Below are 25,219 nucleotides of genomic sequence, written 5' to 3'. Positions count from 1 at the left end.
AAATCCAGGCCGTCTTTGCTGCGTGATTCTCGCCACCCTTGATAGGGGTAGCGCTCAGATGAGCGGATCTTGACCGACTGCACTTCCCTAAGGGGTGGCACTCAGTGCCACCCCTTGATCGTTCATCGATTAAACTCAGACGTGTCAGTGACCGCTCATCTGAGCGTATACTGCTTCCGGAGGGCGGGGATTCGTTCAAGAAGTGAAAACATCCGGCCGTGACCGCTTGCCAAGGCTTGACTTTCAATCGAGTGGCGGACGGGTGGTTACAGGCGCATGACGTGCAAGTAGACGTACCCAGACGCCTTCGATCTGGGTATGTTCCTGGCCGTCAGGGCAGCCACCGCGACGTCGAGGAGTCGAGACTCGTGTCGGAAAACAAAGATCCCCACGTAGCTGAAAGCAGCGACAGCGGCGTTGAGGGGGCGAAGTTCGTTTACGACTTCACCGAAGGCAACAGGGACCTCAAGGACCTCCTCGGTGGCAAGGGTGCGAACCTCGCCGAGATGACCAACCTGGGCCTTCCCGTCCCTCCGGGCTTCACCATCACCACCGAGGCGTGCAAGACCTACCTCGACAGTGGCGAGGAGCCGGCGGCACTGCGTGACGAGGTGAGCGCGCACCTCGATGCCCTTGAAGCGACGATGGGCAAGAAGCTCGGCCAGGCCGACAACCCTCTCCTCGTATCCGTCCGTTCCGGGGCGAAGTTCTCCATGCCGGGCATGATGGACACCGTGCTGAACATCGGCCTCTCCGACAAGTCGGTCCAGGGCCTCGCCAAGCAGGCCGGCGACGACCGCTTCGCGTGGGACTCGTACCGCCGTCTCATCCAGATGTTCGGCAAGACGGTCCTCGGCGTCGACGGCGAGCTCTTCGAGGACGCGCTGGACGCGGCGAAGACGGCCAAGAAGGTCACGGTCGACACGGAGCTGGATGCCGCGGACCTCAAGAAGCTGGTCACCAAGTTCAAGAGGATCGTCAAGGCCGAGGCCGGCCGGGACTTCCCGCAGGATCCGCGCGAGCAGATGGACCTCGCGATCCACGCGGTCTTCGACTCCTGGAACACCGACCGCGCCAAGCTCTACCGCCGCCAGGAGCGCATTCCGCACGACCTCGGCACCGCGGTCAACGTCTGTTCGATGGTCTTCGGCAACCTCGGCCCCGACTCGGGCACGGGTGTGGCGTTCACGCGTGACCCCGCGTCCGGCCACCAGGGCGTGTACGGCGACTACCTCCAGAACGCCCAGGGCGAGGACGTGGTCGCGGGCATCCGCAACACGGTCCCGCTCGCCGAGCTGGAGTCGATCGACAAGAAGTCGTACGACCAGCTGATGCAGATCATGGAGACCCTGGAGAACCACTACAAGGATCTCTGCGACATCGAGTTCACCATCGAGCGCGGCCAGCTGTGGATGCTCCAGACCCGCGTCGGCAAGCGCACGGCGGGTGCGGCCTTCCGTATCGCCACGCAGCTCGTGGACCAGGGCCTGATCGACGAGGCGGAGGCCCTCCAGCGCGTGACGGGCGCCCAGCTCGCGCAGCTGATGTTCCCGCGCTTCGACGACCAGGCGAAGGTCGACCAGATCGGCCGGGGCATCGCGGCATCGCCCGGCGCGGCGGTCGGCAAGGCGGTCTTCGACTCGTACACCGCGATCAAGTGGTCGCGTTCGGGCGAGAAGGTCATCCTGATCCGCCGTGAGACCAACCCCGACGACCTGGACGGCATGATCGCGGCCGAGGGCATCCTGACCTCGCGTGGCGGCAAGACCTCGCACGCCGCCGTCGTGGCGCGCGGCATGGGCAAGACGTGCGTGTGCGGCGCCGAGGAGCTCGAGGTCGACACCAAGCGGCGCCGGATGACGGCCCCGGGCGGAGTGGTCATCGAGGAAGGCGACGTCGTCTCCATCGACGGCTCCACGGGCAAGGTCTACCTGGGCGAGGTCCCGGTCGTGCCCTCCCCGGTCGTCGAGTACTTCGAGGGCCGGATGCACGCGGGCGCCGACGACGCGGACGAGCTGGTCGCGGCCGTGCACCGGATCATGGCGTACGCGGACCGGGTCCGCCGCCTGCGCGTGCGCGCCAACGCGGACAACGCGGAGGACGCCCTCCGCGCCCGCCGCTTCGGCGCGCAGGGCATCGGCCTGTGCCGCACCGAGCACATGTTCCTCGGTGACCGGCGCGAACTGGTCGAGCGTCTGATCCTGGCCGACACGGAGGCGGAGCGCGAGGAATCCCTCAAGGAGCTCCTGCCCCTCCAGAAGCGGGACTTCGTCGAACTCTTCGAGGCGATGGACGGCCTCCCGGTGACGATCCGTCTCCTGGACCCGCCGCTGCACGAGTTCCTGCCGGACGTGACCGAACTGTCCGTACGGGTGGCGCTGGCCGAGTCGCGCGGCGACGCCAACGAGAACGACCTGCGCCTGCTGCAGGCCGTGCACCGGCTGCACGAGCAGAACCCGATGCTGGGTCTGCGCGGCGTACGTCTCGGCCTGGTCATCCCCGGCCTGTTCACCATGCAGGTACGGGCGATCGCGGAGGCGGCCGCCGAACGCAAGAACGCCAAGGGCGACCCGCGGGCCGAGATCATGATCCCCCTCGTCGGTACGGTCCAGGAGCTGGAGATCGTCCGCGAGGAGGCCGACCAGGTCATCGCGGAGGTGCAGGAGGCCGCCGGCACGAACCTCAGGCTGGCCATCGGCACGATGATCGAACTCCCGCGGGCCGCGCTGACCGCCGGTCAGATCGCCGAGGCCGCCGAGTTCTTCTCCTTCGGTACGAACGACCTCACGCAGACCGTCTGGGGCTTCTCCCGGGACGACGTGGAGGCGAGCTTCTTCACCGCGTACCTGGAGAAGGGCATCTTCGGCGTCTCCCCCTTCGAGACCATCGACAGGGACGGTGTGGGTTCCCTGGTGAAGTCGGCCGTGCAGGCCGGCCGCGCCACCCGCCCCGACCTGAAGCTCGGCGTCTGCGGCGAACACGGCGGCGACCCCGAGTCCGTCCACTTCTTCCACGAGGTGGGACTGGACTACGTGTCCTGCTCCCCCTTCCGGATCCCGGTGGCACGCCTGGAGGCGGGCCGCGCGGCGTCGACGGCGAAGGGCAGCGACCACCGCTAGCGCGCTGGAACTCCGGGGCCGCCGACGGTCAAACCTGACCCTCACCGACGGCCGACGGCTCCGGCGTACGAAAGAAACGGGGCGGCACCTTGTGCGGAGGTGCCGTCCCGTCGTGCCGTACGAAGGCGTCGAGCCCTCCGTACGGTGCCGCGTGCAGCTCGGCCTCTCCGCCACCGGCGCGGGCCGGCCCCGGAGACCTACGCCCGCGAGGAACCCCGCACCGCGACACTGCCCCGTCGACCTGCCTCCCCCGCCCGCGTGGAGGACTGGGCCCAGACCGGCGCACCGTCGGCCCCGATGCCGGGCCCCACCGCCGAATGCTTCCACCTGGACACCCAGCCCTTTCCGAACGACTACGCGACGCCCTGACGCTGGTCGCCGAGGTCGGCGCCCGCTCGTGCGTCCCGTGCTTCCGGATCACCTGATGGGATGGCGATTCGTAGGCCAAAGGATTCAGCGCGTTACTGATCCATTACCTTCTGTAACTCCTGGGGGCCGACGGGGTCTTCGGGAGGTAGAGGGGTGACGGATGAAGACGGCGATGGTTGGCGTGGTGGCGGCCGGGGTGTTTCTCGTTGGGGCCGGGACGTCGATGGCGGGGTCTTGGCATGATCTGCCGCAAATGACCCCGACTGGCGTGACCTTCGACAAGGGGCAGTACAGGTTTAATGCGGCCGGCCAGAACCATGGTGCTTTCGAATGGGCTGGGCATCTCAAGGATGTCTCGGCCAGTGACGGTCACAACGTCTATATGCAGGTTCGCGTCGAAGGGCACGACTGGGTTCGCTACAACGGCAAGCAGCGGCAGACGGTGTTCATGCACCACCTGAACTGGGACGGGGCCCAGCAGTTCACCGACGACGCAGATCTGCGCGCCTGTCGTGATCGTGGATCCCTCCGGCCGGACAACTGCTCCTTCACAAACCACTTCAAGCCGTAGGCGGATTTTCCGATGCCCAGGACCCGGGCGTAGGCCCGGGTCCGTTCCTTCCCGCCTTACTTGGAGGCTCACATCAGTACGTCAGAAGTCCTGTCGGCCAGAGGGATCGATCTTTTCTACGGGCAGTCGCACGCTGTCAGGGGTGCTTCCATTGCGCTCGGCCAGGGCGAGGTTGTGGCCATCAGCGGGCAGAGCGGTTCGGGCAAGTCGTCCCTCCTGTATTGCCTGGCCGGAGTATTGCCCGTCGCAGGCGGCGAAGTCCGCTTCGAAGGACGCCCGCTGGGTGCACTCGACGACGACGAACTCAGCGCCCTTCGCCGTGACCGCTTCGGATTCGTCTTCCAGCACGGCGAGTTGCTGCCCGAACTGACCGTGGAGGAGAACGCCGCTCTGCCACTGAGGCTGGCCGGGCAGCGCAAGACCACGGCGCTTGCTGCCGCTGGCGAGGTACTGGGACGGCTTGGGCTCGCCGAACTGCGGGAGCGGCGCCCCTCACAGGTGTCGGGCGGCCAGAACCAGCGGGTCGCCGTAGCACGCGCTCTCGTGCATCGGCCGACCGTTGTCTTCGCAGACGAGCCGACCGGATCGCTCGACAGCGCCAACGCCGCCACCGTGCTGCAGGAATTCCTCACCCTCGCCAGGTCGCAGGGCACAGCGGTCGTCCTCGTTACCCACGACCCGAAGGTCGCGGCCCGAGCGGACAGCCGCTACACGATGTCCGACGGTGTGCTCGCCCGAGAACAGGACGTGACGTGAAGGAACTCCTCTTGGGTCTGCGGCTGTTGCTCGGCAGCGGGCGTGGCAACCGTACGCGATTCGTGCTCATGGCGGTGGGTGGATCGCTCGGTGTGTGCTGTCTGGCCATCGTGCTCGCCATTCCCGGAATCATCGCGGCGCAGGACGGGCGCATCGCAGGCCGACAGCCCGTCGTCCCGCGGGATCAGTCTGGCCAGTCGATCCGCGACGGTTTTCCGCTGACTCTCAGCCGCACCGACCCCTATGGCGCAGCCCCTCTCACCCGGATCTTCATCGCACGTGGGACGAAGTCCATCGAACCGCCGCCCGGTCTGAAGTCGATCCCACGAGATGGCCAGGTGATCGTCTCTCCCCGGCTGCATCGACTGCTGCGAGACGAACCGGCGGTGGCGCAGCGTTTTCCGGGTAAGGAGGCTGGGCTGATCGGAGCTCAAGGGCTCGCTCGTTCGGATGAACTCGTTGCATACGTGGGCATGACCCGCGCCGAACTGCCCGACGGCTATCCCGTGAAGCAGTGGGGCATGGACTATGCGCCGGACCCCACCGTGGAGGCATCCACTCTCGACATCGTCCGCTTCACGATGGCCGCAGTCGTGCTGCTCCCCCTCGCAGTCTTCCTCTCCGTGTGCGCACGCCTCTCCGCCGCAGAACGGACACGCCGATTGGCTGCCCTCCGCCTGTTGGGGCTGAGCAGGAAGGGCACTCAACGGGTGAACGCCGCAGAGACCGTTGCGGCGGCCGGTGTGGGTGCTGTTCTGGGTCTTGGCGAGTACGAGGTCGTGAACCAGCTCGTCTCGCGGATCGGTCTGCCCGGATTCAAGTGGTACCCGGCCGATGGGGCCTTGTCCGCCTCGACCCTTCTGGTGTGCCTCGTGGGCTGTCCAGCGCTCGCCTGGTTTGTAGGCCGTGCCAGCGCACGTAAGGCAGCAGCAAACCCGTTGGCTGTCCGGCGCAGCGCAGTGGAGAAGCCGCCGTCAAGGTGGGGATTCCTTCCGTTGACCGCAGGCATGGGCATTCTGACGGGCTACTGCATCGCCGGAGCCACCGGGCATGCACCCACGAGCACGGCACTGTCCTCGGTGCTGGTGCCATCGGCGGTGATTCTGGTCGGTGCGGGGCTTGCGCTGTCACTTCCCGCGCTGTCCCGGTACCTGGCGCGACGCACGGCGCGCTCAACGCAGTCGCTGTCCCTCAGTCTCGCGATGCGGCGTAACGAGGCCGAGCCAGGTGGCGCGCTCCGGGTGGCGACGGGTCTGGTCCTGCTGGTCTTCGTGGCTTCGCTTGCACAAGGTGTGCTCATTGAGCTGAACCAGGTCTCTAAGAACACCTCGCCCGTCCAGCGGTACGACGTGCTGCTTGAGCAGACTGACGCGTCCCAGCAACATGTACTCGAAAGCCTGCCAGATCTGCGGGCGCACATCGTTGTCGTGCAGTCCGAGCGCGGTGGCGATGCGGTGACGGCGCCGAGAGCCAACGCGGTGGTGGCTACTTGCACCCAACTGCGCCGGGCGGTGCGGGCGGTCGAAGGGTGCGTGGACGGTCGGCCTCTGTGGCTGTGGGATTCCACGCAGGTTCAGGAGAGCATCCGGGCAGGAGACGCTGTCTCTTACGCCATGCGGGGCGGGCGGCACCCCCGTGACCTGAAACTCACCGTGCCGCATCAGAAAGTTCGCTTCCACGACCCTGTGGACACTCAGGTGATCAGCACCGGAGCGATCCTGGTGCCGCCGTCGATGGTGCCGCGGGACACTCGCCCGGAGAGTGCCACTCTCATCCTGATCAGCGACTCCGACTTCCAGACCGTAGGCCGTGTCCTCGACGGCATCGGTGGCGCCGCCCCCACTGCGATCGTCCTGCCTCAGGGGTTGCAGGTCCTCGCACTCCAACAGATCACCGTCGTAAAAACCCTCCTGGCCGTAGGCATGATCCTCGGCCTGATCATCGGCGTAGCCGCATACCTCGTCGCGGCCACCGACCGGGCCGTCGAGCGGCGGCCGCAGGTTACTGCGTTGGCCTTGTTGGGGGCTCGGGCGCGGACGTTGCGGGCTGTGCAGGTGGTGCAGGTGGTGTTGCCGTTGGCCGTGGGGTTGGTGTTGGCGGTGGTGGTGGGGAAGATGGCCGAGTCGAGCTATCTGGTCACCGGGGGTGGGGCCGTCTTCTGGGACGGGAGCGGGATTCCGCTGCTGCTCGCGTGTGCGCTCGGGGTGCTGGTCGTCGCCGCCGTGGGCGCGTTGCCGCTTGTGGGGCGGAGGATTGATCCCGAGCTGATCAGGCGAGACTGAGCGTACGGTGTGTGACGGACAGTGGTGGAGAGGGGTTTGGGCGTGGCTGGGTGGAATGTGAGTGACATCCCTGATCAGCGTGGCCGTACGGCCGTCGTCACCGGGGCCAACAGCGGGATCGGGTTCGTCACGGCGCGTGAGCTCGCGCGGCGCGGCGCGCGGGTCGTGCTCGCCTGTCGGAGTGAGGCGCGGGGGAGTGAGGCGGGGGACCGGATCACCTCCGAGGTACCCGGCGCGGACGTGGAGTTCGTACGGCTGGACCTCGGTGATCTCGACTCCGTGGCGGAGTTCGCGGCGATGTTCGACCTTGTGTATGGCGAGCGGCTTGATCTTCTCGTCAACAACGCCGGGGTCATGGCTCTGCCGTTCGCACGTACCTCCAATGGGTTCGAGACTCAGTTCGGGGTCAATCATCTGGGGCACTTCGCGCTCACCGGGCTGCTGCTTCCCGCGCTGCTCGCCACCCCTGGCGCCCGCGTCGTGACCGTGTCGAGCATGTTCCACGTGCTCGCCAACATCGACATCCGCGACCTCGACAGCGAGCGCGGCGGGTATCGACGCTGGGTCGCCTACGGGCGGTCCAAGAGCGCCAATCTTCTGTTCACCCACGAGCTGGCGCGGCGGCTGGCCGGTGTCGGGTCCGATGTCGTCGCTGCCGCCGCTCATCCCGGGTACGCCTCCACCAACCTCCAGACCGCCGGGCCGAAGCTCGCGGGGCGCAAGGGCGCCGAGCGGGTCATGGAGATCGGGAACCGGCTCCTCGCGCAGAGCCCGGACGCCGGAGCGCTGCCCACGCTGTACGCCGCCACCGCTCCCGGCGTACGGCCCGACTCCTTCACCGGACCCTCGTTCGCGATGTGGCGCGGCGCGCCCGCGAGCTCCTGGCGGGCCGGGTGGACGCGCAACGACGCAGTCGGCGAGCGCCTCTGGAGCGCCTCCGAGCAACTCACCGGCGTGACCTACGACGCTCTCGCTCCGAAGTGACCTGAGCCCCGGTCCGCGTCCGGCCCGTGCCCGGTCCGCGTCCGGCCCGTGCCCGGTCCGCGTCCGGCCCGTGCCCGGTCCGCGTCCGGCCCGTGCCCGGTCCGCGTCCGGTCCGGGTCCGGGTCCGCGTCCGGCCCGCGTCCGGCCCGTGCCGGCCCCCGTCAGAGGGCGCTTCCGCTGTCCACCACCAGGTCCGTGCCCACGATCGACGCCGCGTCGTCCGACGCCAGGTAGAGGACGGCCGCCGCCACCTCCTCGGTCTTCGAGACGCGGCCCAGCGGCAGTTCGTGACGTACCCGCTCCGCCCGCTCGGCCTCCGACTCGCCCGGCCGCAGTGACATCGTGGTGGCGGAGGCGCCGGGGCTGACGACGTTGATCCTGACCCCGTCGGCGATGTGGTCGAGGGCCGCGGCGCGGGACAGCGCGGTGACGGCGGCCTTGGCGGCGGCGTAGGCGGCGACGCCCGGGCGGCGGGTGTGCAGGCCGATGGTGGAGGCGAGGTTGACGATCGCGCCGCCGGACGGCTGCGTCCGCATCTGCCGGATCTCCGCCTGAAGGGCGAGGAACACGCCGGTGACGTTGATGTCCAGTTCGGCGTGCCAGTCGGCTTCCGGGAGGTCGGCCAGCGGTGTTCCGCCGTGGAAGACGGCCGCGTTGTTCACCGCCACGTCCAGAGAGCCGAAACGGTCGACGGCCGCCTCGACGAGGGCGCGCACCTCGTCCGGGCGTGACACGTCCGCGGTCACCGCCAGCGCCTTTCCACCCTGCGCCTCGATCAGCGCGACCGTCTCGTCGAGCGACGCGGCGGTGCGGCCGGCGACGACCACCTGCGCGCCCTCCGCGGCGAACGCCAGGGCGGTGGTCCTGCCTATGCCGGAACCGGCGCCCGTGACGAGGGCGGTCTTTCCCGAGAAGCGTGCGGTCATTCCGGATCCCCTTATTTGACTGATCGGTTCAGTATGAAGGCGTGCGCGAGCCTTGGAATGTGGTCTTCAGTCGAGCAGCGTCAGCGCCTGTTCCGCCGCGTCCTGGACCCGGGCCGGGTCCGCGGACGCCTTGCCCACCACCCGTAGGCCCTGCATCAGGACCAGCAGCATGCGGGCGAGGGCGAGCGGGTTCCGGCCGGCGGGCAGTTCGCCCTGGGCCTGCGCGCGGACCAGGGCCGAGTGCAGCAGGGTCTCGATGTGGTCCCAGTTGTGCTCGACGCGGCGGGCCGCGGCCGTGTCGTGGGGTGCCAGTTCGGCGGCCGTGTTGGTGACGAAGCAGCCGCTCAGGCGCCTTCCCTCGGTCGTCGCCTCGGTCGCGAAGCGGCGTACCACCGCTCGTACGGCGGGCAGTGCGGGACCTGGCTGGGAGAGTTCCCGCAGGAGCTGCGGATTGCGCGCCTGCTGATAGCGGTCCAGTGCCTTCAGGTACAGCTCGTGCTTGTTGCCGAAGGTCGCGTAGATGCTGGCGCGGCCGACGCCGAGGTGCTCGACGAGGTCCGTCATCGATGTCGCCTCGTAGCCGCGCCGCCAGAACAGCTCCAGGGCCGACTGCAGTGCGGCGTCCGGGTCGAATTCCTTGGTTCTGGCCATGTGAGCGACCGTAGAGCAATCGAGAATGATCGGTCAAGTAAGACCGGGGTGACCGTCGGGCGCGAGAAGGTCCCGGTCACCCCGGCCGTCAGGAAATGGCGGTCAGGAAACAAGCGTCAAGAAGTGGCGGTCAGGAAACGGCCGTCAGGAAATCCGGACCTCGTACGTCGTCACTCGTACCGTCTCGTCGTCCAGGCACCGGCCCGACTCCAGGTCGAACCGCTGCTTCAGCAGGGGTGAGGCCACGAACGGGCGGCCCTGGTGGGAGCCCATCAGGCCGCGGGAGAGGACCGCCGCACCACTGAACGGATCGCGGTTGTCGATGGCGTACATCCGGCCCGCGCGGTCGAGGAAGACGGCCGCCTGGCCGCCGTCCGGGAGCAGGGCGGCGACTCCGCGGCCCGCCGTCAGCGCGGACAGGTCGCAGAGTGCCAACCAGGAGTCCGTCAGGCGAAGTTGGACGGTGAGGCTGGTCGTTTCGGGTGCCAGGGTCATCGCTGGGCGCTTCCTTCCAGGGCTTCCGAGGGGCGGCGGCCGATGCTCAGCAGCGGCAGGTCCGGCTTGATCTGGTCGCGCTCGGGGACGAAGCCGACGACCGGGTCGGGGGTGTCCGGGGCGTTCACGAAGGACACGAACCGGGCCAGTTTCTCGGGGTCGTTGATGGTCTCGGCCCACTCGTCGCGGTAGGCGGCGACATGCGCGGACATCAGCGACTCCAGTTCCTCGCAGATGCCCAGGGAGTCGTCGACGACCACGTCACGGATGTGGTCCAGGCCGCCGGGAATCCGCTCCAGCCAGGTCGACGTGCGCTCCAGGCGGTCCGCGGTGCGGATGTAGAACATCAGGAACCGGTCGATCAGGCGGACGAGTTCGGCGTCCGAGAGGTCCTGTGCGAGCAGGTCCGCGTGGCGCGGGGTGGCGCCGCCGTTGCCGCCGACGTACAGGTTCCAGCCGGCGGCCGTGGCGATGATGCCGAAGTCCTTGGACTGGGCCTCGGCACACTCGCGGGCGCATCCGGAGACCGCCGACTTGAGCTTGTGCGGGGAGCGCAGCCCCCGGTAGCGCAGCTCCAGGTCGATCGCCATGCGGACGGAGTCCTGGACGCCGTAGCGGCACCAGGTCTGGCCGACGCAGGATTTGACCGTGCGCAGGGACTTTCCGTAGGCGTGGCCCGACTCGAAGCCCGCGTCCACCAGCCTTGCCCAGATGAGGGGGAGTTGCTCGACCCGCGCGCCGAACAGGTCGATGCGCTGGCCGCCCGTGATCTTCGTGTAGAGGCCGAAGTCCCGGGCCACCTCACCGATCACGATCAGCTTCTCCGGGGTGATCTCGCCGCCGGGGATGCGCGGCACGATCGAATACGAGCCGTTCTTCTGGAGGTTGGCGAGGAAGTGGTCGTTGGTGTCCTGGAGGGCCGCCTGCTCGCCGTCCAGGACATAGCCGCTGGCGCCGATGGTCGGGGCGAGGGAGGCGATGATCGAGGCGACGGCCGGCTTGCAGACCTCGCAGCCCTCGCCGCCCCTGGCGCCCTCACGGCCGTAGCGGTCCAGCAGGACCTGGAAGGAGGGGATGCGCAGCGCGAGGGCGATCTCGTACAGCTCCTCGCGGGTCTGGGAGAAGCAGCCGCACAGGCCGTGGTCGACCTCGACGCCGCTCGCCTCCAGCTCCTCGTTGACGAGCTGGCCGAGGACCTTGACGCAACTCCCGCAGCCCGTACCGGCCTTGGTGCACTTCTTGACCTCGGGCACGGTGGTGCAGGAGTGCTCGCTGACCGCGCGGCGGATGGTGCCCTTGGTGACGTTGTGGCAGGAGCAGATGACCGCGGAGTCGGGGAGCGCGGAGGGGCCGAGCGCGACGGGGGCGCCCGCGCCCGCCGGGAGCACCAGTTGCTCGGGGGCGATCGGCGGCACGGAGCCGGTGAAGGCCCGCAGGGTGCCGTACGCTTCCGCGTCGCCGACCAGGATGCCGCCGAGCAGTTCGCCGTCGCGGCCGATGACCAGCTTCTTGTACGTGCCCGAGCGCGAGTCGGAGTAGACGACTTCGAGGCACTCGGAGGTGGCGCCGTGAGCGTCGCCGAAGGACGCGACGTCGACGCCGAGCAGCTTCAGCTTCGTGGACAGGTCGGCGCCCGTGAAGCTGGCCTCGTCCGCGGCGATCGTCGCGGCGGCCGTCTCGGCCATCTCGTAGCCGGGCGCGACCAGGCCGTACACCCGGCCGTCCGAGGCGAGGGCGCACTCGCCGATCGCGAACACGTGCGGGTCCGAGGTGCGGCACTGGTCGTCGACCGTGATGCCGCCGCGCTCGCCGACCGTGAGCCCGGTGTCGCGGGCGAGCTGGTCGCGCGGGCGGACACCGGCCGAGAACACCACGAGATCCGTGGGGAGTTCGGAGCCGTCGGAGAGCTTCATCCCGGTCACGGCGCCGTCGCCGCCGGTGACGATCTCCTGGGTGCCGGTGCCCGTGTGCACGGTCAGGCCCATGTCCTGGATGGTGCGCAGAAGCGCCGCACCGCCGCCCTCGTCGACCTGTACGGGCATCAGACGCGGTGCGAACTCCACGATGTGCGTGGTCAGTCCGAGCCCCTTCAGCGCGCCCGCGGCTTCGAGCCCGAGCAGGCCGCCGCCGACCACCGCACCGGTCGTCGCCCTCGCCTTCGCGTACTCCTCGATGGCGAGCAGGTCCTCGATGGTGCGGTACACGAAGCAGCCCTCGGCGTCCTTGCCCGGCACCGGCGGGACGAAGGGGTACGAGCCGGTGGCGAGAACCAGGGTGTCGTACGTGATGACCAGACCCGAGCGCGCCGTGACCTGCCTGGCCTCCCGGTCGATCGTCTCCGCCGGGTCGCCGAGGTGCAGTTCGATGCCGTGCGCGGTCATGAACTCGGCGTCGGTGAGGGAGAGTTCCTCCGGAGTGCGACCCGAGAAGTACGAGGTGAGCCGGACGCGGTCGTACGCCGGGCGCGGCTCCTCGCACAGCACGACCACACGGTGCGTGGCGGTCAGGCCGCGTTCGGCCAGCGCTTCGAGGAAGCGCTGGCCGACCATGCCATGGCCGACGAGCACGATGGTGTGCGCGCTGCCGTCGGTGGCGTTCGCCGCCGTCGTCATCGTCGTGTCCGTGGACATTCAGGAGCCTCCGTCGTTGGTGAGCAGGTGGAGCAGGTGGAGCAGCGGGGCGCTGTCCGCGGGGGAGCGGTGCGGTTCCCTCCCGGGCCGAGGACGAGGGACGGCCGGGTCAGGGAGCGGGCGCATTCGAGGTCATGCACCGCAGCCTGCGACGCCGGTGTTACCCGGTCGCATCACGGCTGTTTCCCAGGAGGAACGCTGCCCTCAGCGGGAGCGGCACCCGGTTGTGAGGGTTTGGTGGGGTCAACCGAACCCCCGGTCCTCGTGCGGGCACGATCGATCGCGGCGCCCCGGCACGGAAGCCTTGAGGCATCGGGATCCACCCGCTCACGAACAGCGGGCTCCACGGGCTCACGAACAGGGGGACAGAAACATGGCCATCTCCGAGAAGCCGCAGCAGAAGCAGAAGTCGCAGCCTCCGCCGCCCCGTGACGACTCCGCCGTACGGGCCTGGCTGCTCGTCCGCGAAGCGTTCACCGCGGGCACCTGGCGCCGGGTCGCGTACGCGCTGCTGGCGTTCCCCGTGGGAGTGCTCTGTGTCCCGCTGGCGCTGCTGGGCGCTCCGACGGGGCGGTGGCAGCGGGGGCTCGTCCGCCGTTTCCTGGGCCGGGAGCTGTCCGGGTCCTCGCGGGGACTGGCCCACGCCACGGCCGCCGTACCCCTCAATCTCCTGGTGCTGGCCGTCACCGTCTACGGCTGGTCCCTGGTGCCGATGAACCTGGGCTGGCCGTTGCGCGCCGCCGGTTCCGACTACTCCGACGCGTGGGGAGGGCCGACCTTCGCGGGAGCCTGGGCGTTCCACGCGATCGTCGGGGGGTTCGGCTTCCTGCTGCTCATGCCGTGGCTCGGCCGGGCCCTGGCCGCCGTCCAGCTCCGCCTCGCCGCGGCGCTCCTCTCCTAGGCCGACGCCATGCACCGCCTCCGCAACGGCCTCCGCAACCGCCTCCGCGCGCTCGCGGCCTTCCCCTTCGGGCGGAAGGCCCTCGCGGCGTTCCTCTACGGGGTGATCGCCTTCCCCCTCGCCCTGGTCGGGTTCGTCCTCACCTTCGTAGGGCTGTTGGTCGGTGGCGTGCTGTCCGTGACCACGCTGGGGCTGTGGCTGATCGCCGTCACCGTGCGCGGGGCGCTGACGCTCGGCAGGCTCCAACGCGCCCTCGCCCGGGGTCTGTTGGGGCTGGAGATCGAGGAGCCGGAGCGCCGCGAGGGTGCCGGGATCCTGGGCTGGCGGCGAGCGCTGCTCGGTGAACGGAACGGGTGGCGTGCCGTCGCCTGCGCGCTGACCACCCCGTTCACCGCCGTCTTCGCGTACGCCGCCGTCGTCATCGGCTACGTCTACGGCGTCCTGCTCACCCTCCACCCCCTCCTCAAGCGGTGGAACTACGACACCCGGCGGGCGAGTGACGGCACGACGCACCGGGTGTCGCTGGAGTTCTTCGGATTCCAGGTCGACTCCTGGCCACGGTGGCTGATCCCGCTGGCCCTCGGACTGCTGCTCCTCACCACCGCGTCCTGGCTGCTGCGCCAGGCCCTCGCCCCGCACCGGGCGCTGCTCACCGCGCTGCTCGGCCCCGACCCCGCCGACCGCCGCATCCGCACCCTGGAGGAGACCCGCGCCCAGGCCGTGGACGACGCCGCGGCGACCCTGCGCCGGATCGAACGCGACCTGCACGACGGGACGCAGGCCCGGCTCGTCGGCCTCGCGATGCACCTCACGATGATCAGGGAGCTGATCGGTGCGGGGGCTTCCCCGGAGCGGCTCCTCGCCGTCGTCGACACCGCACGGGGCAATGCGACCCAGGCCATCGCCGACCTGCGCCATCTGGTGAAGGGCATCCACCCTCCCGTACTGGACCAGGGCCTGGACACCGCCCTGGCCACCCTCGCCGCCGACAGCGCCCTGCCCGTCGAGGTCGCCGCCGACATCACGGACCGCCCGAGCCCGGCCGTCGAGTCGATCGCGTACTTCTGCGCCGCCGAACTCCTCGCCAACGCCACCAAACACAGCGGGGCGAGCGGCGTCGCGGTGACCGTGAGCGCCCGGGACGGACTGCTGCGGCTGAGCGTGCGCGACGACGGACGCGGGGGAGCGGTGATCGGCGCGGGCTCGGGCCTGACCGGGCTGCTGGCCCGCGCCCGGACCGTCGACGGCACACTCACCTGCGACAGCCCGCCGGGAGGCCCTACGGTGGTCACGGTCGAACTTCCCTGCTGACCGAACTTCCCTGCTGACCGAGCTTTCCGCCTGGCCGAGCTTTCTTGCTGACCGAGTCTTCCGCCTGACCGAAGTTCCGTGCTGACCGAGCTTCCCTACTGACGATCACGGGGATCACATGCGCGTCGTCATCGCCGAGGACTCCGCCCTCCTGCGTGACGGGCTGGTCCAACTGCTGCGGCTGCGGGACGTGGAGGTCGCGGCGGCCGTCGGGGACGCCGAGACGCTGCTCGCGGCCGTGGCCGAGCACCGTCCGGACGTCGCCGTCGTCGACATCAGGCTGCCGCCCACGCAGACCGACGAGGGGGTACGGGCGGCCGTACGGCTGCGCAAGGAGCACCCAGGCACCGGGGTGCTGATCCTCTCGCAGTACGTGGAGACGACGTACGCCCGGCAACTGCTCGCCGACCCGGCCGGGATCGGCTATCTGCTGAAGGAACGGGTCGTCGACATCGGCGAGTTCGTGGACGCCATGGAACGGGTCGCCGGGGGCGGCACCGCCCTCGACCCCGAGGTCGTCGCGCAGCTCTTCGGCGCGAGCCGACGCGCCACCGCCCTCGACAGGCTCACACCGCGCGAACGCGAGGTGCTCGCCCTGATGGCCGAGGGCCGGACCAACCAGTCGATCGCCGGCGCCTTCACCGTCTCGGAACGCGCCGTGGAGAAGCACATCGCCAACATCTTCACGAAGCTCGACCTGCCGCCGTCGGGCACCGGGCACCGCAGGGTGCTGGCGGTCCTGCGCTACCTGGACTCGGCGACCGTCACATAGGGTCGCGATCATGCCCGACATATCGCTGACCGTCGTCGTTGTGCTCTGCCTCGCCTCCCTCGCGGCGGGCTGGATCGACGCCGTGGTGGGCGGTGGCGGGCTGCTTCTGCTCCCCGCGATGCTGCTCGGACTGCCGGCCGGCACACCGGCGGCGTACGCGCTCGGGACGAACAAGGCGGTCGCGATCGTCGGGACGACCGGCGCGGCGGTGACGTACGCGCGCAAGGCGCCGGTGGATGTGCGGCTGGCCGTGCGGATCGGGCTCGCGGCGCTGGCCGGCTCCACGGCCGGTGCCTTCGTGGCCGCCGGGATGAGCACGGACGTGCTGAAGCCGGTGGTCATGGTGGTGCTGCTCGGCGTCGGGACCTTCGTCATGCTGCGGCCCGCCTTCGGTACGGCGCCCTCGACCGAACCCGTCTCCGCGCGGCGCGTGCTGGCCGCGATCGGGCTCGCGGGCCTCGGGATCGGCTTCTACGACGGGCTCATCGGACCCGGCACGGGTACGTTCCTCGTCCTGGCGCTGACCGCGCTGCTCCACTTCGACCTGGTGACCGCCTCCGCCACCGCGAAGATCGTCAACTGCTGCACCAACGCGGGCGCCCTCGCGACCTTCGCCTGGAAGGGCACGGTGTACTGGCAACTGGCCGCGCTGATGGCCGTGTTCAACCTGGTGGGCGGCACGGTGGGGGCGCACACCGCGCTCAAGAGGGGCAGCGGGTTCGTCCGGGCGGTGCTGCTGACGGTGGTGTTCGCGCTGGTGGCGAATCTGGCGTACCAGCAGTGGATCGCGTAGGCGCCGCGAATGCCGGTCAGCGGCTGCCGGTGAGGTGGGCGAAGACGACCACGTTCCCCTGGTACCCGGTGGCCTTCGAGTAGTCGCCGCCGCAGGTGATGACGCGCAGTTCGGCGCGGGACGCGGCGCCGTACACCTTCTCGTCCGGGAAGTCGCGGGCGGCGTACACCTCGACGGCGTCGACGGCGAAGAGCGCGGTGCCGCCGTCGCGGCGTGCCACCTCGATGGCGCTGCCCTTCTTGAGGGCGCCGAGGTTGTAGAAGACGGCGGGGCCGTTGGCGTTGTCGACGTGGCCCGCGACGATCGCGGTGCCCCGCTCGCCGGGGGTGGTGCCGGCCTGGTACCAGCCCGCGAGGTTCTGCTGCCCGGCGGGCGGGACGTCCAGGCTGCCCTGCGGGGTGAGGCCGAGGCCCATCAGCGGGGCGTTCACGCCGATGGAGGGGATGCGGATGCGCTCGGGCGGGGAGTGGCGGAGCGCGGGGGCACCCTGCGGGAGGGCGTCGCCGGTGCCGGCCTGGGCGGCGGAGGGCTGGGGCGGTGGGTGGACCTGGGTGCCGTTGTACAGCAGCCAGGTCCCTGAGCAGAGGGCGACCACGGTGACGGAAGCTATGACGGTGTTGCTGACCCGGCGCATGTGAGCCTCCTCTCGGGGTCAGGCGTTGTGCGGTTGTGGTCGTGACGGTCGTCGTGGTCGTGGTCGGGGTGGGTCCCCTTCCCCCTCCGGGCCGCGAGGGGCGTCGGGCCACGGAGGGGGAGGGGACGGCGGTACCGGCGGACGGACAGCGGAGGGTGTCCGTCAGATCCCGTCGCCTCTCGCCCGGCGATGCAGGAGCCAGGTACCGCCCGCGGCGGCGACGGCCAGGGCCGCCACTCCCGCCGCGGTCTGTACGGGGTCGGTGCCGAGTGCGCCGCCGACCCCCGTGTTCACATGCCCACGCGGCAGATGGATCTGTTCGCGTGTGGCGGTCAGGTTCACGATCAGGTCGCCGGTGACCTGTCGGCCGTGGGAGCACTTCGCGACGATCTCGTACGTCCCCGGCTGGGCGCTCGGAGGCACCTTGAACTGGCCGATCGCGTCCTGTTCGTGGGCGCTGGCGGCGAGCATGAAGATGCCCGCGCCGACCGCGCTGGCGTCACCCGTGGCGGTGCCGTCCGCGCCGCACGCCGCCGTGTTGACGGTGACTTCGGCACCCGGGATGACGGTGGAGGGAAACACCTCCAGGCTCTCCGTGGACCCGCCGTACGCGGGTGCGGTGGCGAGGCCCACCGCGGCGACGGCGAGCGCGGTACCGGTCAGCAGACGGGCTGTGCGTCGCATGGCTGTGCTCCTCCGAGGGGGCGCGGCCGGCGGCACCCCCAAGTGCCGCTGTGTCGGTCGTGCCCCTGCCCTTCCGAGGTAAGTGGCAGTCGGCTCGGCCCGCTTCCTGACGGAGCGTCACAAATGCTGGACAAGGGTGCGGGACGGGAGTGTCCGAGGGGCCGGATCGATGGCGTTCCCGCAGGTCACCGGCGTACGGCTGGTGTGTCGCGGCAAAGAGCCCGAAGAGCGCGGGGTGGGGGTGCTAACGGGTGACGGGGGCGGGTGGGAGATACCTTGACCTCAAGGATGGTTGAGCCCGTCCCCGACCGCTCCCGCTGCCCCGGCGCGAGCGTGTGCCGCACGCGCCGGGGCTGCCGGTCGAGGCCCTGCCGGGCGCCCGACGTTCAGCTCACGGACACCGCGGACCAGGCCGCCGCCACCGCGTTGTACTCCGTGCTCCCGGCCCCGTACAGGTCCTTCGCCGCGTTCAGCGTCGCCGTCCGCGCGCCCGCGTAGTTCGTCGAGGACGTCATGTAGACCGTCAGCGCGCGGTACCAGATCGCACCGAGCTTGTCCCGGCCGATGCCGGTGACCGTCGAGTTGTTGCAGGTGGGGGAGTTGTAGCTGACCCCGTTGATGGTCTTCGCGCCACTGCCCTCGGCGAGCAGGTACGCGAAGTGGTTCGCGACGCCGGACGAGTAGTGGACGTCGAGATTGCCGACCGAGGAGCTCCAGCAGTTCGCCGAGTTGCCGTCCTTGGAGGGCTGGTCCATGAACCGCAGGGCCGCCTTGCCGAAGCCGGAGCGGACGATCTTCTCGCCGATCAGATAGTCCCCGGGGTCGGTGGAGTTGTGCGCGTAGAACTCCACCAGCGTGCCGAAGATGTCGGAGGTCGCCTCGTTCAGACCGCCGGACTCTCCCGAGTACGTCAGCGCCGCCGTCTTCGACGTGACACCGTGGGTCATCTCGTGACCGGCCACGTCGAGCGCGACCAGCGGCCCGAGCGTGGTCCCGTCACCGTCCCCGTACGTCATACAGAAGCAACTGTCGTCCCAGAACGCGTTGTTGTAGTTGCTGCCGTAGTGGACGCGGTTGAACGAGCCCTTGCCGTCGCCCGCGATGCCGGTGCGGCCGTGGACGTTCTTGTAGTAGTCCCAGGTCTCGTTCGTGCCGTACTGGGCGTCGACCGCGGCCGAGGAACGGTCCGAAGCCGCCCCGGTTCCCCAGTGGTTGTCGGCGTCCGTGAAGAGGGTCGCCGGGGCGCGGCTGACGCAGACCCCGAAGATGCACAGGTCCGTCTTGTTCGCCGCGTCGCCCGTGTACGTGTTTCCGCGCGTCGGGTCCTTGAGCTGGTACGTCGATCCGGACAGGGTCGTCTCCAGCGCCACCGTGCCGCTGTAGAGGGACTGGCCGTCGCCCGTCGCCGTCTCGATGCTGTCCCACGCGTCGATCTGCCGCCCGGTGCGGGCGTCGGTCAGCACCGTGCGGGCGACCGGGTTGCCCAGCGAGTCCTGGCCCACCACGTTGGTGCGCCAGGCCAGCCGGGGCGCGCCGTGCAGGGCGTCCACGACGAGCTGGGGCTTGGCCGTCACCTTCTTCAGCGTCTCGCCGAGGTGCGCGGCACGCAGCGCGGCGGTGGCCAGGTCGGCGGCCTCGGGGGCGGCGAGCGCGGGCCTGATGGTGGGGACGGAGAGGTTGCGGGAGGTGGCCCGGTTCGCGCCGCGGTAGGAGCCGTCGGGGGCGAGGTGGACCACGAAGTCGCCGCCCAGGACCGGCAGTTCCCGGTACGTACGGTCGTAGCGCACATGCTGGCCGCCGTTCGCGTCGACGACCACGTCACGGACGCTGGTGCCCTCGGCGGAGGTCAGGCCCAGCCGGGCGGCCTCCTTCACCAGGGCCGCGGCGGCGTTGTCGATCGCGGTGGCGCGGCTGGGCCGGCCGGCGGCGCCCGCGGTGGGGGTAAGCGCGGCCGCCAGCAGGGCGGTGGCGGCCGCGGCCACACCGGCCGTGGCCAGGCGGGAGCCTCGGGTGTGCGGTCGGGTACCTCGGGTCTGCCGTATTCGGATCCGACTCATCGGTCTCCTCGGGGAGGGGCGCTCAGACGCGTGGGGGCGCTGATGTCGAATCAGAGTTAAAGGTCCATGACATGTCATGTCCATAGCGCGTGCGTGATGTGCGCGAGGTGCGGCGAGAATCGTTTCTGCACCCTCACGAAAGGAGACGATCATGGAGATGGCCGCCGGGGCGGGCACCGGAACGGCCGCTGGGACGGCTGCCTGGCTGACCGTGCTGACCACGACCGACGCCCCCGAGAAGGCGGAGGCGCTCGCATGCGGCGCGGTCGAGGCACGGGCCGCGGCATGTGCGCAGATCACCGGGCCGGTGACCTCCGTTTACCGGTGGAAGGGGGCGGTGGAGACGGCGAGCGAGTGGCAGGTGCTGTTCAAGACGACGGGTGCGCGGTACGACGCGCTGGAGGCGTATCTCCTCGCGGCGCACGACTACGACACCCCCGAGATCATCGCGACGCCCGTCGTCCGGGGGAGCGCGGACTATCTGCGGTGGGTCCAGGAGGAGACCGCGACGGAGGAGAGCATGGAGGCGGAGAGCGTGGCGGAGGAGAGCGTGGCGGAGGAGACCGCCGAGTGACCGTCCCCTTCTTCGTCTACGGCACCCTGCGCCCGGGCGGGCACAACCACGACCTGTTCCTCCGTGGACGTACCGAGTCGGAGGAGCCCGGACGGATGCGGGGAGCCGTGCTGTACGAAGGGCCCGGATATCCCTACGCCGTCGAGGAGCCCGGAGGTGTCGTGCGCGGGGAGTTGGTCACCGCGCTCCCGGAGGCGTACGGGCAGTTGCTCGGCGCGCTCGACCGGCTGGAGGAGTACGTGCCGGGCGACCCCCGCAACCTGTACGAGCGGGTGGCGCGGGAGGTGACCCGCGCGGACGGCACGGCCGTACGGGCCTGGGTGTACGTGGCCGCCCCCGCCGTCGCCGCGCGGCTGCGGGCCGGCGGCACGCTCATCGAGGGCGGGGACTGGCACGTCCGTCCTTGAGGGCACGGGCGCACCTGTCCTTGAGGAGCCCACTCGTGCGGGTGGCGAGTCGGCGTGACTCCGCGCGCCCCCACGGCCGCGCCCCGGGCCTAGGTCCTGTCGTCAAATTCCCGTCGTCCGCCCGGAGGGCGGGCCCTGCGGCGTCAGGTGCGTGCTCTCGGCGTGCCGGGCACAGGCCCTCGTACTGGACGTACTTGGGTCTGTGCCCGGTGCGGTGAGAGTGCGTGCATGGCGTCGCGGGGCAGACGGGAATTTAACGACAGGGCCTAGGGTCCCGCCATGACCGACAGTGACATCACCCGGCGCCGTCTCCTCGCGCTGGGCGGCGCGGGTGCGGGGGCCGCTCTGGGGGTCGGGATCAACTCGTGCTCGTCGAGTCCGTCGAACTCCCCGTCCCCGTCGAACTCCCCGTCCCCGACGAACCCCTCGTCCCCGGCCGGCACCGACTCCTCGCCCCGGACGAACGCCTCGGTCCCGCCGTACGCGTCCCCGGAGACAGGAGAAGCGCCCTCGCCCAGGTGACCGCTACACGGTGAGCCGCGTCAGCAGCACCGCCGGAGCCTCCGGCAACGTCACCCGCAGCGCCGACCCGTCCCACACCACCGGCCCCGCCGACCCGTGCAGTACGTCGACCCGCACCTCCCGCCCCGCCAAGTGCGGCACGGGCAGGGCGACTTCGGGACCGTCGCCCGCCCTGCGCCACACCAGCGCATACGTGGTGTCGAGGAACGGCACCCGCATCCCCAGCGCCACCCACGCGTCCCGCCACCCCGGCAGCCCCAGCGGCCAGAACGGCACCGACTGGCACAGATCGCCCCGGACGGCCTTGTACGTCACCAACGCTTCCCGCACGAGGCCCAGTTGGTGCGGTGTCATGCGGTCCAGACGCCCGGAGAGGTGAACCCGCCCCAACAGCGCCGAGCCGAGGGTGAAGGCGATCTCCTCGTCCGTGAACTCCGGCTGCGGGTACGCCCACACGGCCCCCTGCTCGGGCGGCACCGCGGTCGGCGCGGCGGCCGCGATGAGCGGGTGGCACAGCGGGTCCTGCTGGTCGGAGGTGGACTGGAGCTGGGCCACGGCCGGCGACGCGCCGTCCATGCGCAGGCCGCCCGAACCGCAGTTCTCGACGACCAGCCCTGGGTGGCGGTCCAGGACGGACGACAGCCAGGACAGCCAGGCGCGCGGGTGGTCGAGGAGCCCGGGCGCGGAGGTGGTGATGTTGTAGTCGAGCTTGAGATAGCCCACGCCCCACTCGCCGACGAGCCGGTCGACCGTCCGGTCGAGGTGCGCGCGGGCGGCCGGATGCGTCAGGTCCAGCTGGTGGCGGCCCTGTTCGGTGACGCGCACACCGCCTTCGTGACGCAGGAAGGCCTCGTCCGGCAGCTCGGCGGCGAGCGGACTGCGGGCGCCGATCACCTCCGGTTCCAGCCACAGCCCCGGCACCATCCCGCGCTCCCGGATCCGGTCGAGCACGGCGTGGAGGCCGCCGGGGCCGGGGAAGCGCCGCGCCGACGGCAGCCAGGCGCCGACACGGTCCCACCCGCCCCCGCCGCCGTCCCCGCCCGTGTCCCCATCCCCGTCCCCGACCTCGTCGTCGTACCACCCGGCGTCGACGCAGAAGTACTCCGCGCCTGCCTCGGCCGCCGCGTCGATCAGCGGCAGCAGCCTCTCGGTGGTCGGGTCGCCCATGAGGGTGTTCATGCAGTCGTTGAAGACGACGGGGAGCCGGTCGTGGTCGGGGTGCGGGCGACGGATCCGGCGGCGGTAGTCGGTCAGCGCGGTGAGCGCTCCCTCGAAGCCGTCGCCGAGCGCGAGGGACGCGTACTCGGAGACGAACTCCGCGCCGGGGGACAGGACGTGACGCCATTGGTGGTCGTCCGCGGTCGGACCGCTCAGGGAGAGGTACGTGTGGTGGTCCGCCTCGCCCGCCTCCCACAGCCAGCTGGCGGCGGACTCGATCTGCCAGAGCCAGCAGCGCCCGTCGGTGCGGTCGGTCAGCGCGCCCATCGCCAGATGCCCGTCGGCGGGCCGGCTCCCGCGCCCGGCGAGCCGCAACCCGGCCCGCCCGTCGTGCCCGTGCAACGCCCGGCCGACGTCGGGCACGGACTCCCGCAACTCCTCGGCGTACCAACGGCATTCGGCGAGCCGGTCGTTGTGCGCCCGGTGCACGTCGAGTACGTCGGGTGAGGGCAGCGCGCCCAGCAGCAGACTGCTCACGGAGCGCACGGTGACGGGCGTGTCGCCGTCGTTGCGGAGTCGGACACGGGCGCGCAGCACGGGCACCGCGTCCGGTGAGGAGTACTCGACGAAGACGGTCAGACCGCCCCGCCTGTCCTGGAGTCGGACGGTGAGGTGATGCCAGCCGTCGCCGTACGCCGCGTGGTGGGCGCGGTGGGTCAGGCGCTGCCCGATCGCCGTACCGGTGAAGTGCGGCCCGGACCACCCGGTGCCCTGTCCGAGGAGGGTCACGTCGACGAGCGGCAGCGCGGCTCCGGCGGCCTCGGCGGCGTTCTTGGGCTCCGGTTCACCGGGCACGGTCAGCCGGACCAGGCGGGGTGTGCGGCCGTCCAGATCGAAATCGGCGGTGAGTGCGGAATGGCCCCAGCGGTAGCTGAACTCCTGCGTCACGCGATCCCCCGCCGCCGAGTCGATCCCGCACCGGCCCAAAGCCACGGCGCGGTGGTTGGCAGGGGTTCATGCTAGTGCCAGTGGCACCTGCCAACGGGCGTATTCCCAGGAGTCGTTCACCGTACGGAGGCCGGGCCGGAGGCTACTGGCGGTTCAGGGAGCGGGTGACGCCCGCCGCGATCGTCGTGGCCAGGATCCAGCCGACGGCGATCAGCAGATACGAGAGCCACTGGTACCAGCCGCGCGGCGCGAAGGCCGTCTCCTGACCGAAGTCGACAAGGGGCAGCAGAAGGTCGAGGGTGTAGAAGACCGGGTTGAAGCCGGGCGCCTCGGCGGGCTTCAGGGCGGGCGGATGGTGCAGCGTGAAGGCGACGGCACCGGTGCACAGCAGCAACAGCAGCCAGCCCGCCGCGCGCATCGGCCGGTAACCGTAGCCGACGGCCATGTCCTGCAGCCGGCCCCAGAACCTGGCGTAGCGGGGGAGGGTGCGGCGGTGCCGGCGGAGTTTGGCCAGCTGGACCGTGCGCGCGGCGGCGTCGTCGCCCGCCGTGCGGTACGCGGCGGCCAACTGCTCGTAGGCGTAGGGAAGATAGCCGCCCTCCTCGCGTTCCAGCAGCGGCAGCCGCTGCTCGGCGGGCAGATGCGGGGCGAGGGTGCGGTAGCCGAGGCCGTCGATCCGGACACGGTCGGGCCACACCCCCGGAGGCACGTGCAGAAGGTCCAGCTGGGAGCGGCGCAGGTTCACGGTGCCCACGATCGGCGCGGCCTCGCGCAGCCACAGCTCGCCGATGACACAGCTGCTGGCGCGCAGTGCCGGACCCCCGGGGTTGGACAGCCGGGCATAGGCCAGATTGAGCTGGTGGGGAATCCTCGCCCCGCTCAGGTTGACCCGGCCCCGCGCGCGCAGCCGCACGGCCCGCAGGTCGGTGCCGACCGACAGGGTCTCGGCGTGCAGGGCGGTCTCGCCCGCCGGTACGTGCAGGTCGGCGTCGTCGAGGTTCACCTGACCGCCGACCGTGGCCCCGTTCAGCCGTACCTGGCCGTGCGCGACGAGTCCGACGGCCCACAGGTCGGTGCCGATGGCCGCGTGGTTGAGCTGGAGAACCGGTTCCGCGACCGCGTCCCTCGTGTCGGCGTCCGGTGCCGCCGGGGAGCCGAGCCGCGCCCCGTTGACGAAGACGGCGCCGGAGATCTTCGCGCCCTGGAGCCGCACCGGGCCGGTGAACCGGCAGCAGCTGAGCCGCAGCATCCCGTCGACGCGCAGGTTCCCCGCGGTGAGCCCGGGGAGCACCGAGTCGCTCAGTACGAGGGCGCGCAGCTGGGCCCCGTACAGCTTCGGAGCCCGCTCGAAGTGGCAGAACCGCAGCTGCACGGCCTGCGCGACCGTCCCGTACACGAGATCCAGCTGTCCGGTGATGCGCGCGCCGGTGAGCTTCAGGCCGGCTATCTCGCCGTCGTGCGCCGGTCCGTCGATCAGCAGCGCCCGCAGCACCTCGGCGCGCACGGTCCGCTCGGGACCCCAGGAGGCGCCGCCCGCGGGGTCGTCGGCGGGGTTCCCGCCGGGGCCGGTGGAGGAGGCGGAGGCGGGTTCCTCGCGGAAGTCGACGCCCTCGCCGAGCGGAAAGGCCTCCCAGACACGGCGTTCCGCGGGCGTCAGACCGGCGGGATCGATGAC

The 25,219-nt window shown here is 70.5% G+C and carries 21 protein-coding genes; 12 read left to right on the top strand and 9 right to left on the bottom strand.

Annotated features, from left to right (window positions below; translation table 11 throughout):
- Nucleotides 1-368 precede the first annotated feature (368 nt).
- The 5 genes from ppdK (at nucleotide 369) to ACFVWD_RS28030 (ending at nucleotide 8,081) form a co-directional block, all read left to right on the top strand.
- Nucleotides 369-3,119, top strand: coding sequence for a pyruvate, phosphate dikinase (gene ppdK / locus ACFVWD_RS28050; RefSeq protein WP_389599988.1), 2,751 nt, complete (start codon nucleotides 369-371; stop codon nucleotides 3,117-3,119).
- A 529-nt stretch (nucleotides 3,120-3,648) separates the two neighbouring features.
- On the top strand, nucleotides 3,649-4,059 hold the full coding sequence (locus ACFVWD_RS28045; protein WP_389599987.1) for a hypothetical protein: 411 nt from the start codon (nucleotides 3,649-3,651) through the stop codon (nucleotides 4,057-4,059).
- A 105-nt stretch (nucleotides 4,060-4,164) separates the two neighbouring features.
- The gene (locus tag ACFVWD_RS28040; RefSeq protein ID WP_389600011.1) at nucleotides 4,165-4,815 is read left to right on the top strand and encodes an ABC transporter ATP-binding protein; all 651 of its coding nucleotides are present in this window, start codon (nucleotides 4,165-4,167) and stop codon (nucleotides 4,813-4,815) included.
- Nucleotides 4,812-7,097, top strand: a complete 2,286-nt coding sequence (locus ACFVWD_RS28035) for an FtsX-like permease family protein (RefSeq protein WP_389599986.1) — start codon at nucleotides 4,812-4,814, stop codon at nucleotides 7,095-7,097. The genes ACFVWD_RS28040 and ACFVWD_RS28035 overlap by 4 nt, the downstream gene beginning before the upstream one ends.
- Nucleotides 7,098-7,139: 42 nt before the next feature.
- Nucleotides 7,140-8,081, top strand: coding sequence for an oxidoreductase (locus tag ACFVWD_RS28030; protein ID WP_389599984.1), 942 nt, complete (start codon nucleotides 7,140-7,142; stop codon nucleotides 8,079-8,081).
- A 161-nt stretch (nucleotides 8,082-8,242) separates the two neighbouring features.
- On the opposite strand, the gene ACFVWD_RS28025 is transcribed toward ACFVWD_RS28030, so the two are convergent.
- The 4 genes from ACFVWD_RS28025 to nirB form a co-directional block, all read right to left on the bottom strand.
- A complete protein-coding gene (locus ACFVWD_RS28025) occupies nucleotides 8,243-9,007 on the bottom strand; it encodes an SDR family NAD(P)-dependent oxidoreductase (RefSeq protein WP_389599982.1) in 765 nt (254 codons plus the stop codon).
- 66 nt (nucleotides 9,008-9,073) lie between these two features.
- Nucleotides 9,074-9,658, bottom strand: a complete 585-nt coding sequence (locus tag ACFVWD_RS28020; protein ID WP_389599980.1) for a TetR/AcrR family transcriptional regulator — start codon at nucleotides 9,656-9,658, stop codon at nucleotides 9,074-9,076.
- A 144-nt stretch (nucleotides 9,659-9,802) separates the two neighbouring features.
- Complete coding sequence (gene nirD / locus ACFVWD_RS28015; RefSeq protein WP_389599978.1) at nucleotides 9,803-10,153, bottom strand: nitrite reductase small subunit NirD; 351 nt, start codon at nucleotides 10,151-10,153, stop codon at nucleotides 9,803-9,805.
- Nucleotides 10,150-12,783: a nitrite reductase large subunit NirB gene (nirB, locus tag ACFVWD_RS28010; RefSeq protein ID WP_389599976.1), complete on the bottom strand. Its 2,634-nt coding sequence runs from the start codon at nucleotides 12,781-12,783 to the stop codon at nucleotides 10,150-10,152. The genes nirD and nirB overlap by 4 nt, the downstream gene beginning before the upstream one ends.
- A gap of 373 nt (nucleotides 12,784-13,156) precedes the next feature.
- On the opposite strand from nirB, the gene ACFVWD_RS28005 reads away from it, so the two are divergent.
- From ACFVWD_RS28005 to ACFVWD_RS27990, 4 genes are all read left to right on the top strand, one after another.
- Complete coding sequence (locus tag ACFVWD_RS28005) at nucleotides 13,157-13,684, top strand: hypothetical protein (RefSeq protein WP_389599975.1); 528 nt, start codon at nucleotides 13,157-13,159, stop codon at nucleotides 13,682-13,684.
- 9 nt (nucleotides 13,685-13,693) lie between these two features.
- Nucleotides 13,694-14,995, top strand: a complete 1,302-nt coding sequence (locus ACFVWD_RS28000; RefSeq protein WP_389599974.1) for a sensor histidine kinase — start codon at nucleotides 13,694-13,696, stop codon at nucleotides 14,993-14,995.
- A gap of 118 nt (nucleotides 14,996-15,113) precedes the next feature.
- The gene (locus tag ACFVWD_RS27995) at nucleotides 15,114-15,767 is read left to right on the top strand and encodes a LuxR C-terminal-related transcriptional regulator (RefSeq protein ID WP_389599972.1); all 654 of its coding nucleotides are present in this window, start codon (nucleotides 15,114-15,116) and stop codon (nucleotides 15,765-15,767) included.
- Nucleotides 15,768-15,777: 10 nt separating this feature from the next.
- Nucleotides 15,778-16,560, top strand: a complete 783-nt coding sequence (locus ACFVWD_RS27990) for a sulfite exporter TauE/SafE family protein (RefSeq protein ID WP_389599970.1) — start codon at nucleotides 15,778-15,780, stop codon at nucleotides 16,558-16,560.
- A gap of 16 nt (nucleotides 16,561-16,576) precedes the next feature.
- Here the strand turns inward: ACFVWD_RS27990 and ACFVWD_RS27985 are convergent, their stop codons facing one another.
- The 3 genes from ACFVWD_RS27985 to ACFVWD_RS27975 form a co-directional block, all read right to left on the bottom strand.
- Nucleotides 16,577-17,194: a class F sortase gene (locus ACFVWD_RS27985; RefSeq protein ID WP_389599969.1), complete on the bottom strand. Its 618-nt coding sequence runs from the start codon at nucleotides 17,192-17,194 to the stop codon at nucleotides 16,577-16,579.
- Between the two features lie 162 nt (nucleotides 17,195-17,356).
- Complete coding sequence (locus ACFVWD_RS27980) at nucleotides 17,357-17,878, bottom strand: hypothetical protein (protein ID WP_389599967.1); 522 nt, start codon at nucleotides 17,876-17,878, stop codon at nucleotides 17,357-17,359.
- Nucleotides 17,879-18,264: 386 nt separating this feature from the next.
- On the bottom strand, nucleotides 18,265-19,935 hold the full coding sequence (locus ACFVWD_RS27975) for a M4 family metallopeptidase (RefSeq protein ID WP_389599965.1): 1,671 nt from the start codon (nucleotides 19,933-19,935) through the stop codon (nucleotides 18,265-18,267).
- A 157-nt stretch (nucleotides 19,936-20,092) separates the two neighbouring features.
- Between ACFVWD_RS27975 and cutA the strand changes: the two genes are divergently transcribed.
- The 3 genes from cutA (at nucleotide 20,093) to ACFVWD_RS27960 (ending at nucleotide 21,452) form a co-directional block, all read left to right on the top strand.
- Nucleotides 20,093-20,509 (top strand): divalent-cation tolerance protein CutA, encoded by a 417-nt coding sequence (cutA, locus tag ACFVWD_RS27970; RefSeq protein ID WP_389600009.1) that lies wholly within the window; start codon nucleotides 20,093-20,095, stop codon nucleotides 20,507-20,509.
- Nucleotides 20,506-20,916, top strand: a complete 411-nt coding sequence (locus tag ACFVWD_RS27965) for a gamma-glutamylcyclotransferase family protein (protein ID WP_101405295.1) — start codon at nucleotides 20,506-20,508, stop codon at nucleotides 20,914-20,916. The genes cutA and ACFVWD_RS27965 overlap by 4 nt, the downstream gene beginning before the upstream one ends.
- A gap of 365 nt (nucleotides 20,917-21,281) precedes the next feature.
- Nucleotides 21,282-21,452, top strand: a complete 171-nt coding sequence (locus tag ACFVWD_RS27960; RefSeq protein ID WP_389599963.1) for a hypothetical protein — start codon at nucleotides 21,282-21,284, stop codon at nucleotides 21,450-21,452.
- On the opposite strand, the gene ACFVWD_RS27955 is transcribed toward ACFVWD_RS27960, so the two are convergent.
- The gene (locus tag ACFVWD_RS27955; protein WP_389599962.1) at nucleotides 21,442-23,544 is read right to left on the bottom strand and encodes an alpha-galactosidase; all 2,103 of its coding nucleotides are present in this window, start codon (nucleotides 23,542-23,544) and stop codon (nucleotides 21,442-21,444) included. The two genes, ACFVWD_RS27960 and ACFVWD_RS27955, sit on opposite strands and share 11 nt — an antisense overlap.
- 142 nt (nucleotides 23,545-23,686) lie before the next feature.
- Entirely contained in the window at nucleotides 23,687-25,216 is a 1,530-nt protein-coding gene (locus ACFVWD_RS27950; RefSeq protein WP_389600007.1) for a pentapeptide repeat-containing protein, read from the bottom strand.
- Nucleotides 25,217-25,219 lie beyond the last annotated feature (3 nt).

Origin of the sequence: Streptomyces sp. NPDC058086 (genome assembly GCF_042885015.1) — a bacterium.
Classification (GTDB): domain Bacteria; phylum Actinomycetota; class Actinomycetes; order Streptomycetales; family Streptomycetaceae; genus Streptomyces.
This window is presented reverse-complemented; position numbering and strand designations above follow the sequence as displayed.

Excerpts from the sequence above, each read along its gene's own strand:
- ACFVWD_RS28045 (WP_389599987.1), top strand. The coding sequence starts at position 3,649 with ATGAAGACGGCGATGGTTGGCGTGGTGGCGGCCGGGGTGTTTCTCGTT.
- ACFVWD_RS28025 (WP_389599982.1), bottom strand. The coding sequence starts at position 9,007 with ATGACCGCACGCTTCTCGGGAAAGACCGCCCTCGTCACGGGCGCCGGT.
- ACFVWD_RS28020 (WP_389599980.1), bottom strand. The coding sequence starts at position 9,658 with ATGGCCAGAACCAAGGAATTCGACCCGGACGCCGCACTGCAGTCGGCC.
- nirD (WP_389599978.1), bottom strand. The coding sequence starts at position 10,153 with ATGACCCTGGCACCCGAAACGACCAGCCTCACCGTCCAACTTCGCCTG.
- nirB (WP_389599976.1), bottom strand. The coding sequence starts at position 12,783 with ATGTCCACGGACACGACGATGACGACGGCGGCGAACGCCACCGACGGC.
- ACFVWD_RS28005 (WP_389599975.1), top strand. The coding sequence starts at position 13,157 with ATGGCCATCTCCGAGAAGCCGCAGCAGAAGCAGAAGTCGCAGCCTCCG.
- ACFVWD_RS28000 (WP_389599974.1), top strand. The coding sequence starts at position 13,694 with ATGCACCGCCTCCGCAACGGCCTCCGCAACCGCCTCCGCGCGCTCGCG.
- ACFVWD_RS27995 (WP_389599972.1), top strand. The coding sequence starts at position 15,114 with ATGCGCGTCGTCATCGCCGAGGACTCCGCCCTCCTGCGTGACGGGCTG.
- ACFVWD_RS27990 (WP_389599970.1), top strand. The coding sequence starts at position 15,778 with ATGCCCGACATATCGCTGACCGTCGTCGTTGTGCTCTGCCTCGCCTCC.
- ACFVWD_RS27985 (WP_389599969.1), bottom strand. The coding sequence starts at position 17,194 with ATGCGCCGGGTCAGCAACACCGTCATAGCTTCCGTCACCGTGGTCGCC.
- ACFVWD_RS27980 (WP_389599967.1), bottom strand. The coding sequence starts at position 17,878 with ATGCGACGCACAGCCCGTCTGCTGACCGGTACCGCGCTCGCCGTCGCC.
- ACFVWD_RS27975 (WP_389599965.1), bottom strand. The coding sequence starts at position 19,935 with ATGAGTCGGATCCGAATACGGCAGACCCGAGGTACCCGACCGCACACC.
- cutA (WP_389600009.1), top strand. The coding sequence starts at position 20,093 with ATGGCCGCCGGGGCGGGCACCGGAACGGCCGCTGGGACGGCTGCCTGG.